Annotated in this window: 16 protein-coding genes; 10 read left to right on the top strand and 6 right to left on the bottom strand. The window is 36.4% G+C overall.

Annotated elements, in window-relative coordinates; all coding sequences use genetic code 11:
* Positions 1–82 precede the first annotated feature (82 nt).
* Both ACN1CN_RS19270 and ACN1CN_RS19265 read left to right on the top strand, forming a co-directional pair.
* A complete protein-coding gene (locus ACN1CN_RS19270) occupies positions 83–814 on the top strand; it encodes a YggS family pyridoxal phosphate-dependent enzyme (protein ID WP_419136879.1) in 732 nt (243 codons plus the stop codon).
* Positions 815–844: 30 nt separating this feature from the next.
* Entirely contained in the window at positions 845–1,579 is a 735-nt protein-coding gene (locus tag ACN1CN_RS19265; RefSeq protein ID WP_419136877.1) for an AAA family ATPase, read from the top strand.
* A 336-nt stretch (positions 1,580–1,915) separates the two neighbouring features.
* Here the strand turns inward: ACN1CN_RS19265 and ACN1CN_RS19260 are convergent, their stop codons facing one another.
* Together ACN1CN_RS19260 and ACN1CN_RS19255 are read right to left on the bottom strand one after the other, a co-directional pair.
* Positions 1,916–2,530: a thioredoxin family protein gene (locus tag ACN1CN_RS19260; RefSeq protein ID WP_264524293.1), complete on the bottom strand. Its 615-nt coding sequence runs from the start codon at positions 2,528–2,530 to the stop codon at positions 1,916–1,918.
* Positions 2,531–2,533: 3 nt separating this feature from the next.
* Complete coding sequence (locus ACN1CN_RS19255) at positions 2,534–3,007, bottom strand: TlpA family protein disulfide reductase (protein ID WP_419136874.1); 474 nt, start codon at positions 3,005–3,007, stop codon at positions 2,534–2,536.
* Positions 3,008–3,177: 170 nt separating this feature from the next.
* On the opposite strand from ACN1CN_RS19255, the gene ACN1CN_RS19250 reads away from it, so the two are divergent.
* Entirely contained in the window at positions 3,178–3,606 is a 429-nt protein-coding gene (locus ACN1CN_RS19250; RefSeq protein WP_419136872.1) for a DUF6326 family protein, read from the top strand.
* A gap of 24 nt (positions 3,607–3,630) precedes the next feature.
* Here ACN1CN_RS19250 and ACN1CN_RS19245 read toward each other — a convergent pair whose 3' ends face one another.
* Both ACN1CN_RS19245 and ACN1CN_RS19240 read right to left on the bottom strand, forming a co-directional pair.
* On the bottom strand, positions 3,631–4,029 hold the full coding sequence (locus ACN1CN_RS19245) for a hypothetical protein (RefSeq protein WP_419136870.1): 399 nt from the start codon (positions 4,027–4,029) through the stop codon (positions 3,631–3,633).
* Between the two features lie 60 nt (positions 4,030–4,089).
* Complete coding sequence (locus tag ACN1CN_RS19240; protein ID WP_264524297.1) at positions 4,090–4,407, bottom strand: winged helix-turn-helix transcriptional regulator; 318 nt, start codon at positions 4,405–4,407, stop codon at positions 4,090–4,092.
* 166 nt (positions 4,408–4,573) lie between these two features.
* Here ACN1CN_RS19240 and ACN1CN_RS19235 point away from each other — a divergent pair, with 166 nt between their 5' ends.
* Positions 4,574–5,497, top strand: a complete 924-nt coding sequence (locus ACN1CN_RS19235) for a DsbA family protein (protein ID WP_419136868.1) — start codon at positions 4,574–4,576, stop codon at positions 5,495–5,497.
* Between the two features lie 486 nt (positions 5,498–5,983).
* Positions 5,984–6,253, top strand: coding sequence for a PrgI family protein (locus ACN1CN_RS19230; protein ID WP_264524299.1), 270 nt, complete (start codon positions 5,984–5,986; stop codon positions 6,251–6,253).
* Between the two features lie 149 nt (positions 6,254–6,402).
* On the opposite strand, the gene ACN1CN_RS19225 is transcribed toward ACN1CN_RS19230, so the two are convergent.
* Positions 6,403–6,777 carry an STAS/SEC14 domain-containing protein gene (locus tag ACN1CN_RS19225; RefSeq protein ID WP_419136866.1) on the bottom strand — a complete coding sequence of 125 codons (375 nt, stop codon included), beginning with the start codon at positions 6,775–6,777 and terminating at the stop codon, positions 6,403–6,405.
* A 297-nt stretch (positions 6,778–7,074) separates the two neighbouring features.
* Here ACN1CN_RS19225 and ACN1CN_RS19220 point away from each other — a divergent pair, with 297 nt between their 5' ends.
* Positions 7,075–7,449 (top strand): YdeI/OmpD-associated family protein, encoded by a 375-nt coding sequence (locus ACN1CN_RS19220; RefSeq protein ID WP_264524301.1) that lies wholly within the window; start codon positions 7,075–7,077, stop codon positions 7,447–7,449.
* A gap of 324 nt (positions 7,450–7,773) precedes the next feature.
* Positions 7,774–8,943: a DUF4861 family protein gene (locus ACN1CN_RS19215; RefSeq protein ID WP_419136865.1), complete on the top strand. Its 1,170-nt coding sequence runs from the start codon at positions 7,774–7,776 to the stop codon at positions 8,941–8,943.
* A gap of 232 nt (positions 8,944–9,175) precedes the next feature.
* Here the strand turns inward: ACN1CN_RS19215 and ACN1CN_RS19210 are convergent, their stop codons facing one another.
* Positions 9,176–10,147, bottom strand: a complete 972-nt coding sequence (locus tag ACN1CN_RS19210; RefSeq protein ID WP_419136935.1) for a LacI family DNA-binding transcriptional regulator — start codon at positions 10,145–10,147, stop codon at positions 9,176–9,178.
* Between the two features lie 581 nt (positions 10,148–10,728).
* On the opposite strand from ACN1CN_RS19210, the gene ACN1CN_RS19205 reads away from it, so the two are divergent.
* The 3 genes from ACN1CN_RS19205 (at position 10,729) to uxuA (ending at position 13,284) form a co-directional block, all read left to right on the top strand.
* Positions 10,729–11,178 (top strand): YhcH/YjgK/YiaL family protein, encoded by a 450-nt coding sequence (locus tag ACN1CN_RS19205; RefSeq protein ID WP_419136863.1) that lies wholly within the window; start codon positions 10,729–10,731, stop codon positions 11,176–11,178.
* 44 nt (positions 11,179–11,222) lie between these two features.
* Positions 11,223–12,035 (top strand): SDR family oxidoreductase, encoded by an 813-nt coding sequence (locus tag ACN1CN_RS19200; protein WP_419136861.1) that lies wholly within the window; start codon positions 11,223–11,225, stop codon positions 12,033–12,035.
* Positions 12,036–12,099: 64 nt separating this feature from the next.
* The gene (gene uxuA / locus ACN1CN_RS19195) at positions 12,100–13,284 is read left to right on the top strand and encodes a mannonate dehydratase (protein WP_419136859.1); all 1,185 of its coding nucleotides are present in this window, start codon (positions 12,100–12,102) and stop codon (positions 13,282–13,284) included.
* Positions 13,285–13,369: the final 85 nt, after the last annotated feature.

Below are 13,369 nucleotides of genomic sequence, written 5' to 3'. Positions count from 1 at the left end.
CAGTTTAACCCGAAACTGGACTATTACTTATACTCAAAACTGGATCTTCTCCATCCACTTCCTTGCGATTACTTTTGTCCTCATGAAAGAAGAAGTGCTATTTAATTTGAAACAGGTACATCAGCGTATTGAAAATGCCTGTAAAAATTCCGGAAGAAATGTGTCGGATGTCAGGCTATTACTGGCTACTAAAACCGTTACCGCCAATGACATTCAAATTGCAATCGAAGCAGGCGAAACGCTCATTGGCGAAAATAAGATGCAGGAATTGCGCGATAAAAATCCGATCTTAAAAGATTTAAAAGTGGAACGTCATTTTATTGGCCATCTTCAAACCAATAAAGTAAAAGACGTTCTTAAGTACGTCACTTGCATTCAGTCTCTTGACCGATTGAGTTTAGCCAATGAATTAGACAAACAATTGCAAAAAGAAGGACGAACACTGGATGTTTTTATACAGGTAAACACCTCGTTTGAAGAAAGTAAATTTGGCTTGCCTCCAACGGAAGTACTTTCATTTATTCAAAAAATAAAACGTTACGAAACGCTAAAAATCAAAGGGCTCATGACGATCGGATTATTGGATGTGGAAAAGGAAAAAATGCGTCCGTCTTTGCGTTTACTGCGAAAAATCAGGGATGAGATTTATGCCGCTGAACCTGAAGAGATCCCTAATTTACAACTTTCAATGGGAATGTCGCAGGATCTAGAACTGGCTATTGCCGAAGGTTCAAATTTAATACGGGTTGGAACTGCCATTTTTGGGAATCGCTTTTTAGGAAAAGAAATCTGGAACGAAAATATTGCAGAATAAAGTCTAATTTTGCACCAAATAAAATCTCAAATGAATCTGTACGAACTTGTTGTAAACGATACTGAAAAAATAGCACTGGATGATTTACTATTCAGCGAAGAGAATAAAGCTGCACTGCTTCAGACGATAAAGGAACATAAATATATTGAGGAATTAAAAAAGTACAAGCTGAAAGTAGATCATAAAATACTACTTCACGGGCATTCGGGCTGTGGTAAAACGACCACTGCAAAAGCCATAGCAAATGCTTTAAACAAGAACATTGTTATTGTAAATCTGAGTACGATAATCGATGCCAAAATTGGCGAAACTTCCAAAAATGTAAAAGCCCTGTTTGATAAAGCCATTCGCGAAAAAGCGGTTTTGTTTTTGGACGAATTTGATCAGATTGGCAAAAGTCGGGACAATCAGGACAAAGATGTTGCCGAAATGAAACGCCTTGTGAATACTATTATTCAACTGATTGATTATTTTCCGTCGGACTGTTTACTCCTTTGCGCGACCAATTATTACAGCAGTATTGACACGGCTTTGCTCAGAAGATTTCAAATTAAATTACAATTTGAAATGCCAAATGAAAAAGAACTGGACCGCTATTATGATAAAGTATTGGCTGATTTTCCGGTTCATCTTCAGGAAATTCCACTGAAATACAACATATCCTATGCCGAAGCCAAAGACTATGTGCACACTACCATGAAAAAACAAATCATTGCCGAACTGGAGCTTCAGGAGCAGCAAGAACTTATTAAAACTCTCTCATAAAAAAGAGGCTGTCCGAAAAGTAAGGACAGCCTTGTTTTTATAAATAATTTAAATTGAATTATAATCCAAAAGTAGTTTATTTGGTCGTCAAAAATTATACGTCTTAATTCAACGCTGATTTGACAGATTCGCTATCGCGAAGACACTGATAAAAAAGGATTCTAAAAATTAAAAAAACTTTTAAATGAGGAAAAAATCTGTTTTTATTCGCGTTTTTACGAAGTAAATCTGTTTTATCCGCGTCGAACTAAAGTAGAGATTTTAAACAATAACATAATAAGAGGAAGTTCATACTTTTCGGACAGCCCCTTCTCTTTTACGATAGTTGCTTAAAAATTAAGCTTTCACTTTTCTTTTTACGGTACAGCCAATTTCTTTGGTTTGCGTGATTGCCGGCTTCTGATTGCTTTTTAATGCTGCAATTACATCTTCGGCATATTTTGTTTTTTCTGTTTTCGTTCCTTCCGGATCGTTATCGATTGCTCCCACATACTCTACCACATTTCCTTTGGCGGTTTTAGAAACAATAAAAAGATGCGGCGTGCGCTTTGCACCGTACTGGTCGGTAATTTTTTGTCCGTCATCAAACAAATAAGGGAATGGGTACTTTTTATCCTTCGCAAGCTCCTGCATTTTCTCAAAAGTATCCGCTTTAGAAGCTTCCGGATCATTCGGGTTAATTGCAATTACAGGATAACCCTGTGCTTTGAACTTTTTATCCAATTCAATTATTCTTTGCTCATACGCCACCGCATAAGGGCACGTATTACAGGTAAAGACAACGATGTATCCTTTGGCTTTTGGAAAACTGGCAAAAGAAACTTCTTTTCCGTCTACATTCTTTAATTTGAAATCCGGAGCAGTCTCCCCGGCTTTAAGTGTTGTCGTCTGAGCCTGAGAAAGCAAAAGACTAAACAAAAACAAAGTTACAGTGATAATAAACTTATTCATAATTTACAGTTTTTTATATTCAGTTAATAATTGGTCATAGGTAAATTCAGATTCTATAAATTTTCTTTTATCCTCTTTAATGAATAATGTTGCCGGAATACTTCCCGACCAGTTCGGATCAATGCGGTCAATATATTCCTGCGGACTACTCTCGTTTAACAGGAACACTTCATTTTTCAGGGCTTTTCTTTTAACAAACGGAACTACAGCCGACTTTAATTTCGATTTAAAATCGACACTTACCAATAAAACGGCTAATTTATCTGACTTATAATCGGCTTTTAACTTCTCAAAATGAGGTAGCTCTTTAATGCAGGGTGCACACCAGGTAGCCCAGAAATTAACGACATAAGTACTGTCTTTTCCATTCTTAATTCTTTCGTTTAGCTGATCTATATTTAACAGCTTCACGTTTTGACTGTAACCACTTACGGAGAAAGCAAATAAAACAAGAATTCTTAAGACGTTGGTTTTCATATTCGTTAGTGCTATTTACATTTTTGCCTTACAAATATAAACCAATGAAAATTTACTTTTTGTTAATAAAAGTTTAATGATTACAGCAAAATTTTCTTTTGGTCAAATTTACAAAGCTGTAAATTGTAACAAAATACTGAAAATTCCGTCATACCAAAAAACAAAACCAAATGGATACCAATCAGAATACCAGTAATTTAAAAGATTTCGAACTCAATATCAGAATAAAACTTGCCTTTCTTTGGGCAGCGGTAACGTTGTGTTATTTGTACGGTGATTATTTTGAATTGTACCTGCCCGGAAAAACAGCCGGACTTGTAAGTGGTGACAATCTATTAAACAGTCCGATGAAACTACTTTCTGCAGCTATTTTACTTGCTCTGCCTCCTCTAATGGTGCTGTTCTCTATTTTTTTAAAGCCAAAAATAAACAGATTGCTCCATATATTTTTTGGGATATTCTTTACCCTAATCATGCTGCTCATTGCGATTGGCTCGCTAACAGTATGGAAAAGTTTTTATGTTTTTCTGGCGCTGTTCGAAAGTGTCATTACCGCCATAATTGTAGTTCTGGCGTGGAAATGGCCCAGAAAAAACTAATCGCAAAAATTTTTCTTAGCGGTACTACTTTGCTGTTGTTATGTTTACATCGTTAACAAACAAAAGCGCTTCCATATTACTCATATTCGTCATCGATAATATGCCGTTTTTATTTTCATTTACGCCATTCAATCTAAAACAAAACTCATCACCGTCCTTATCCATTAAGGTCAAAAATTCAGCACTATCATCTGAATTGTTCTGACAGCTATTTGAAATCGTATAGCGGTACATCACTTTGAAGGTATTTTTGTCGTAGTTAAACACTTTTCCGTCTGCGGTAAATACCCATCTTGTATTTCTGTTTGCATCGGCAAACCAGGTTCCTACAATTCTTTTAGCCGAAGAATCCTGACTTGGTTTGTTCCCCGAGATTACAGGGATTTGCAATAACAACAAAAAAATTAGTACTAGCTTTTTCATAATGTATAGGCTTTAGTCGTTTGCTTGCGTAGTTGTCTAAAATCACCCCGAACCCTTACCTTATCCCTGAGAGAAAAACTCCAGTTGTTTAAAAACCGGAATTAAAGACGCTCCTTTCTCGGATAGATTATATTCGATATGCAATGGTTTTAACTGGATTACCTTTTTATCTAAAATTCCAAAATCTTCCAGTTCACGAAGTGCTGTCGCGATAGATTGTTTGTTCGCTCCTTTTATATCTCTTAAAAGTCCGTTGAAACGTAAAGGACCGCTAACCGCCAGCAAAAAAATCTGTGGTTTCCATTTGCCGGAGAGTAGCTTTAGAAGCCCCTGTGCAGGACATTCGGTCTCTGTTTCTGCTTTATTTTGTGTAGTCATATTTTTTAGACTAATTGACTTGTGATTATAGATGGACGAACTTTACAGTAAAATTATAAAAATTTAAAATTGAAGCGTAAATTTAAAACAGTTATTTATGAAAAGGCTGTCGCTATTACTAATTCTGATTTGCAGTACGAACTGTCAATCGCAAATAAATTCAAAAATGAGTGCAAGCAAAACAAATCCCCTATTATGTGATCCCGAAACCGGAACATGCGAAATGCCCGCTAACGAAAAAACAAATGAAAATAACACCATTCCAACAGAAAATAAACCTGTAAAAATTATTTATTACACAGATCCGATCTGTTCTTCCTGCTGGGGAATTGAGCCTCAATTGAGAAAATTAAAACTCGAATACGGTGCTTATATTGATATTGATTACCGAATGGGCGGTTTACTTCCGGATTGGTCCTACAATAGCGGCGGAATAAGCAAACCAGCAGATGTGGCCCATCACTGGGATGCCGCAAGTGTACGTTATGAAATGCCGATCGACGGAAATGTATGGATTGAAGATCCGCTTGATTCTTCCTATCCCTCCTGTATTGCTATGAAAGCAGCACAAATTCAGGATAAGGACAAAGCTGTAAAATTCATGCGGATTTTAAGAGAGCAATTATATCTCGAAAAGAAAAACATCACTAAATGGGAAAACATTTCTGAAGCTGCCAGTCTTGCCGGACTCGATACAAAAAAGTTAAAATCAGACTATGAAAGTGATGCCAGACTTCTTTTTCAGGAAGACCTGAATTATGCAAGAACCCTTGGCGTAAGAGGCTTTCCTACCCTGTTTTTCTCTGACGGAACGAACAACCAGCTAACGGTTTACGGCTCTAAACCTTATGCTTCTTATGAAAATGCGCTGTTAGCCTTGTATCCTGAAGCCAAAAAGAAAAAAATTGCAAGCGAAAATCCATTATCTCTTTTTGAAATTTATCCGACTCTTGCTCCAAAAGAATATGCTGTTCTATTGGACATTTCGCTTTCCGAAGCAAAAGACATCTTAGAAAATTTATCTAAAAAAGGAGCGTTGAATAAGAAATCTATAAAAAACGGAGTGCTCTACAGTACCGATAAAAACTAATAATCCGAATGAGGGCGATGATCGTAACAAACACTTAAGACAGCTCTCACAGGCTTCTTTTTCCGACATAAATCGTAAAAAACTCTAAAAATTTTGCCAAATATATCCCATAACCGTTAAGAAATTAAACTTAACGGTTATTTTTGTAAATTAACAACTGGAATGAAATTGTATAATAAAAAAACAAAACTATATAATTGTAGTAAGCAGAATTGCAGTAATTTTAAAACATTGGTTATTGTCATATAAAATAGAATTGCGCGTGCTATTTTAGCCATTATGTCACAATTTCCTTATGGTTCTTGTATAATTATAAAATTTTGCTAAATGATGGTCACGCTTATAATCTGGCAGGATTTTCGCTTGTTTTTTGAACAAGTATTTGCAGGAGTCTTTTTTGACGGCAATTGAAATAAAAACAAAACGGATAGTGAAAACTATCGGAATAAATAATAAACAAGTTTAATTAAATAAATTAGTATAATCATGGAAAAATTAAATTTTATAGATCCTCTATTACACGGAATTACCCCAAAACCAGCCTCTAAGCTTTCTGTAAAAAATTTGATTTTCGCAGGTGTAGGAACACTTATCGCTGGTGCCCTTTTAAAAAAAGCAGGACAGAATAAAACCGCTGCCGTTGTGGGAAGCCTTGCCGTACCCTTATTAGCAACAGCTTGTTACAAACAAATATCAAAAACTACAAAAGCTAAAAGAGACCGCAACGTAAGCAGCGGTATCGAATACAATCATTAGGTCTTTTTTGTTTCAGGTTTCAATCCTGAAAACGAGCAGACTTATTTCAAAATTGATCAAAAATAGTTTAGCCTCGAATTTATGAATATGGCACTGTATCCTCAGACCATCGTTCATGAATTCGAGGCTATTTTTTTTCCTTAGAAATTCTAATGCAAATTAATATTCCCTTCCACCCAGTTTAGTGCTTTATTAAAGGATTCTCTTTTAAAACCCTGAAATTCGCCCGGAACGATAGAACTAAATCCATTAGCAAAGGAAATAACCACTTCCGAATCTGAAATGATGGCGGCTCTATTCCACTTTCCAAGAGGTTTTAAGCCTAGTAAAGCATTTTCCAGCCATATACCCGATGAAAAAATTTCGCTATCCGTATCCAGCACCAGCAAAAAATTGATTTCGTTGGTTTGTTTTACTAATTGCTCCACGGCTGGAATCACTACATTTAAAAAATCTTCTGTTGTGAGCTCTGCCAAGGCCCGAAAAGCAACTATATTGTCTGTTGTATCAATTTGATGTATCATAATATTTTATTTGAATGGTTATTAATCCTGACTTATTATCCTTCCCAAATCTGAATAAAAGATCTTTCCAAAAATACGTATAGCTTACACTTCAAATGCTATCTTCTTTCCTTGCTTATTTATAGTTTTCAAAAGACGAAAACATCCTAAAACACAAAGATACAAAGGTTTACAAATTGAATTACAAATTAAACCCTAAAACCTTCACGGTTCATATCCTTGTACTTAGCATCCACAAAACTTTGCACTTTGCAATTAAAATTCATTAAATTTATAATCATTTTCAATGCTGAACTTATGGAAACAAAAGACGGAAGAATAGCAGTCTATGCCAAAACCCGAAAAGAATGGCGTGATTGGTTGCAGGAAAACAGTCAGATCGAAAAATCAGTCTGGTTGATTTTATACCACAAAAAAAGTAAAACGGAAAGTGTAAATCTGATCGAAGCAACTGAAGAAGCTTTGTGTTTTGGTTGGATTGACAGTTTGTGCAAAAAAAGGGATCCCGAGAGTTATTATTTGACATTTACCCCGAGAAATCCTAAAAAAAGCAAATGGAGTCAGCCCAATAAAGACCGGGCGGAAAGAATGATCGCAGAAGGTTTAATGACCCAATACGGTCAGCTTTGCATTGATCTTGCCAAGCAAAATGGGAAGTGGGAATCGGTTTAGAAAGATAAATTATGTTTTAAATTATGATTAATAAAATTTGTACTTAACACATAGAAACATAGCTTTTTAACCTTCAAAAAAGGCGCTTCACTTCTTTAAAATACACATAAATAGGCTATGTGAAAAAAATATATTTCTTTCTGCATTCTTTCCTGCCAAAGAAATCTATGTTTCTATGTGTTCCAATCATCATACCTAATAAACAACTGTACAACAACAACTTGTACATTATTACTCCTAATCCGTATTTTTAAATTCAATTTCATTTGTAAATTTATAATTCACAAAAAACAATGCCATTTCAGAACATTAAAAAATTGAATTTTGAAAAAACAACTTGTATTCACTGCGATTCTGGCCAGTAGTTTTGCCCTTCATGCCCAAAATAAAATCATCACGGTTACCAACCCTCTGCCCCTGGACCGTGAATTTGAAACGATCGAACTGACCCAAAAAATCCTCGGTTTCCCTGCCGGAACTAAACTGGAAAATTGCATTATTAAAGAGATCGGCAGCAATACACTCTTGACCACTCAGGCGGTCGACAACGACGGTGACGGGACAATGGATGTATTGTTGTTTCAGCCCGAAATAAAGGCTTCCTCCCATAAAGATTTTGAAATTTCAGTATCCGAAAACCCTCCAAAAGAAACAACAGTCAATTGTTACTCGAGATTTGTTCCGGAACGAACAGATGATTATGCCTGGGAAAATAACAAAGTCGCTTTCAGAACGTATGGCCCGGTCGCCCAAAAAATGGTGGAAGATCAAATTCCTGGTGGAACGCTGACCAGTGGAATCGATGCCTGGCTCAAAAGGGTTGACTACCCCATTATCAATAAATGGTACGAAAAAGCAACTAACGGAACCGGAACGTATCACAAAGATACTGGCGAAGGTTTAGACAATTTTCACGTAGGTGACAGCCGCGGTGTAGGCGGAATTGCAGTTAAAGTTGATGACAAATACTATTTTTCTAAAAACTTCACTCACTGGAAAACCATTACTACCGGCCCCATCAGAACCAGCTTTACGCTGACTTATGCCGATTGGGATGCAAAAGGCAACAGAATTACCGAATCGAAGCTCATTAGTCTGGATTACGGAAGTTACCTGTCCCGCTTTGAAATTAGTATTACAGGAACAAAATCTGTGGCAGCAGGACTAACGCTACACGACAAAAAAGGAACAATAGGAACCGATATTAAAGAAGGCTGGATAAGCTATTGGGAACCTATTGACGATTCTGAAATAGGAACCGGAATTGTAGCACCAAAAAATACTTTATTCAATTTTGACTACTATGTTACCGATAAAAAAGATCTGAGTAATCTTTATGGAAATATCCAAGTAAAAAACAACAAAGCGATTTACTACACAGGTTTTGGATGGAAAAAAGGAAGCCCTTTTCAGACTAAAAAAGACTGGGAAACTTATTTAACTTCGTTCGCTAAAAAAATAAATAATCCGCTTTTGGTAAAGATAAAAAAGTGATTCTTGGTTACGCGTTTAACCTTTTTCAAACCCGACAGGTTTCAAAAACCTGTCGGGTTTACTATTAGAAGCCTATTGACAATTAATTAACTTCGTTTGCTAAAAAAATAAATAGCCCGCTTTTGGTAAAGATAAAAAAGTGATTCTTGGTTACGCGTTTAACATCTTTTCAAACCCGACAGATTTCAAAAACCTGTCGGGTTTATTAATTAAAAAATATACAGAATCGATTTTAAAAACCTCTCCGGTTTGCTGGAAAATAATTCTCTTTTAAAATAACATCCAGCGGAATATAATGCATGTCTTCTACCGTTTCCTGCAAAACTAATTTTTTATACAAATAGTGAATCCCCATATACCCCTGCTCTTCCGGTCTTTGATTGATTAAAAAATCAATCACACCCTTGTTCAGGTATTCGATATTTTCTTTCAGTAAATCATAACCAATAATCCGGATGCCTTTTATATGGTTTTCTTCTAAAAATCTGGCAACGATATAGGCTCTCGAATTTGGTACAAAAACACTGTTGACACCTTCAAACATTTCCAAATTCAATTGATCAATTCCGGAATCTTTAATGGTGACTTCTGAAAATTTAAAATTCTTAAGATGCTCCTGATCTTTAAAAAACGAATGAAATCCGGCAATGCGCTGCAAATAGACTGAAGTACTTTCGATCTCTCTCGTAATCTTAAAAATGAGAACCTGTCTTTCATTTTTTACCGCAAAACTAATCAGTCTTCCTGCTAAATAGCCACTCTGAAAAGCATCCTGCCCAATATAAGCATGAGGGGTATCCGAATCAATATTAGAGTCAATCATCACCACGGGAATATTGGTTCTTTTATATTCTTTCAGGAATTGAACGGACTCTTCATAGAAAATAGGCGCAAACAATAATCCGTCGCATTCAAAATCCAGTACTTTTTTGACAGCCTCTTTGAAAGAAGCGGTATTAAAATCGTAAAAGAAATAATCCAGCACAATCCCGAATTTACCAAACTCTATTGCTGCCTTTTCGATACCCTCAATCTGGCTTTTCCAGTATTCTAAATTTTCATACTGAGGTAAAAATACTGCAAAATGAAATTTTTTATTCAACGCCAGATTACTGGCCAGAATGTTTCGTTTGTAGCCATACTCCTCGATAATAGCATTTACTTTATCTACATTCTCCTGAGCTACCTGCCCACGATTATGGATAATTCTGTCAACAGTTCCGGGGGAAACGTTAGCCAGTTCCGCGATTTTTTTTATAGTTATGATATTGCTGATTTTTAAGTTAAATGATTTTACGAATCACTTTAAATTATTATTTTTTTTATCAAAAACGAGTTGTTTTACTTAACTTTTTATATACATTTGTAAAATACCGTGTGCGCACACGCAAATATACACAGGTCGATCAAATAATCATAATATTTGGTAAAAATAATAGTACGATTTTCGCTTTTAAAGGATTTAAGAGCCTTTTTTCGAGCTGTAAGAAAGCTAAATCAATTTATTAAAAATACATAACAAACTAACAAACAACAAATTAAACCATTTTATATCAACAACAAATATAAACGTACAAAGAGTAAAACAACTGGTTTTCGTTAGACTGACAGTCAAAAAACAAATTTTTGACCTGTACTGACATCAGAACACAAAAAGCACTCAACAAACTAACTACCAGTATTTTACAATTAAACACATAAAGTAAAAAGCAAATTATCAACCTGCTCTAAAACTGTTAATCAAGACAGCTTAAAGCCTTTAAAAAACATAAAAACCAACTCACAATGATTGTAGATTCATTACCAAACGCAGCCAAATATTACAGCCTGCATCCTAGTTTTAAAAAAGCATTTGATTATGTAAACCAAAATGACATCAGTACTCTTGAAGAAGGTGCTTTTGAAATTGACGAGAACTTAAAAGTAATCGTAATTGTGGGCGAAGGCGCCACTAAAGAAGAAAGTATAAAAGGGTTTGAATGTCACGATAAAAATATTGACATCCAGATTTCAATCAAAGGTCCGGAGATTTTTGCTTGGAAACCCCGAGAGAAATGTGTTAGTCCAAACGGAGATTATAATGACGAACGCGATGTTCGTTTCTTTTATGACAAACCGGATATGTATTTTGAATTACAGGAAAAACAGTTTGCGATTTTATTTCCCGAAGATGTTCATGCAGCAATGATTGGCGAAGGAGCACTTAAAAAAATTGTGATTAAAGTAAAAATTTAAAATAGGTCATGAGACAAAAACAGTCTAAATTATAAAAACTTTACATGGATTCAATATTTAATCTAAAGGGAAAAATTGCATTAATTACAGGCGGTGCCGGAGTACTAGGAAGTAATTTTGCCAACGTTTTGGCCAAACAGGGCGTTATTACGGGAATTGTTTCCCAATCTATCGAAAAAGCCAATGCGACCGTAGCTGCCATAGAAAGCAATGGCGGAAAAGCTTTTGCCATTCAGGCGAATGTTTTAAACCAGGAGGAACTGGAAAAAGCCAGAGATTTTATTATCGAAAAATACGGCCGTCTCGACATTCTCATCAATGCTGCCGGAGGAAATATGCCCGGGGCTACCATTAGACCAGATCAGGCGATCTACGATTTACAGTCCGAAGATTTACAAAAAGTAATCGATTTGAACATTATTGGAACGATGTTGCCATCACAAGTCTTTTCCGAACTTTTTGCCCGACAGAAAGAAGGAAATATTATAAATATCTCATCGGCATCAGCACAGCGGCCTTTAACGAGAGTCGTGGGATACTCCGCTTCAAAAGCTGCGATCGACAATTTCACGCAGTGGATGGCAGTCGAACTGGCATCAAAATATGGTGAAGGAATACGTGTCAATGCTATTTCACCCGGTTTTTTTATAGGCGAGCAAAACCGGTCTCTATTACTGACTCCGGAAGGAAAACTGACTCCAAGAGGCGAAAAAATAATCGAACACACTCCAATGGGAAGGTTTGGAACACCCGAGGACATCGACGGAGCACTTTTGTTTTTGTGCAGCGACATGTCAAAATTTGTGACAGGAACGATTTTAAAAGTTGATGGAGGATTTGCCGCTACCAGTATTTAAAACAAAAATTAAACTCCTGCTTGGTTTTCAAAATCATACAGAATCTACTAAAAACACTTAAAGAATGGAACAAACGTTAAGATGGTTCGGCCCAAATGACCCGGTTTCTTTACAAGATATTAAACAAACCGGAGCCACCGGAATTGTAACCGCATTACACCATATTCCCAACGGAGAAGTTTGGAGTATTGAAGAAATTTTAAAACGAAAAGTCGAAATTGAACATGAAAACGGTGATCCCAAAAAAGGAGCATCCGGATTAACCTGGTCTGTAGTCGAAAGTATTCCGGTACATGAAGACATTAAAAAACAAAGTGGAAATTACCTGCAATACATTGAAAACTATAAGGAAAGCATTCTAAATCTGGCTTTGTGCGGCATCAAATGCATTTGTTACAATTTCATGCCTGTTTTAGACTGGTCCAGAACCGACTTGGCCTATGAAGTTGCTGATGGCTCTAAAGCATTACGATTTGATATTAATGCCTTCGCGGCTTTTGAACTGTTTATTCTGAAAAGACCCGGAGCTGAAAAAGAATACTCCGCAGATCAAATTAAAAAAGCGACAAAATACTTTGAAGCCATGACAGCGGCTGATAAAGTAAAATTGCAGCAAAACATCCTGGCAGGGCTTCCGGGTGCCGAAGAAGCTTATAGCATAGAAGATTTTCTGATTACTTTAAACGCTTATAATGAAATCGACCGAAAAACACTAAAACAGAATCTTTTCTTCTTTTTAAAACAAATTATCCCGATCGCCGAAAGCAAAGGGGTTCTCATGGCCATACATCCTGACGACCCTCCCTACCCGATTCTCGGATTACCCAGAGTGGTAAGTACCGAAGAAGATTTAATCGATCTGATGGCTGCTGCCGACTCAAAATCAAATGGGTTTACGATGTGCACCGGTTCTTATGGAGTGAGGGCCGACAATGACTTGCCTGGTATCGTAAGACGTCATGGCGATAAAATGAACTTTATTCATCTCAGAAGCACCCTAAGAGATGCCGAGGGCAGCTTTTACGAAGCCAACCATCTGGAGGGTGATGTAGACATGTATGAAGTTGTAAAAGCGATTCTGGAAGTAGAAAAAAGAAACAACAGCCAGTTGCCCATGCGTCCGGATCACGGGCATCAAATGCTGGACGATTTAAATAAAAAAACAAACCCCGGATATTCTGCTATTGGCCGCTTAAGGGGCTTAGCCGAATTGAGAGGATTAGAAATGGGGATTGTGAAGTCTTTATAAAATAATCTCGCAAAGACGCAAAGACGCAAAGTTTTTTATGCATGTCTAAAAAGAATTTAATTAGTAAAAACCAGTACATAAACGC

The organism is Flavobacterium sp. T12S277 (assembly GCF_048514875.1).
GTDB lineage: Bacteria > Bacteroidota > Bacteroidia > Flavobacteriales > Flavobacteriaceae > Flavobacterium.
This window is presented reverse-complemented; position numbering and strand designations above follow the sequence as displayed.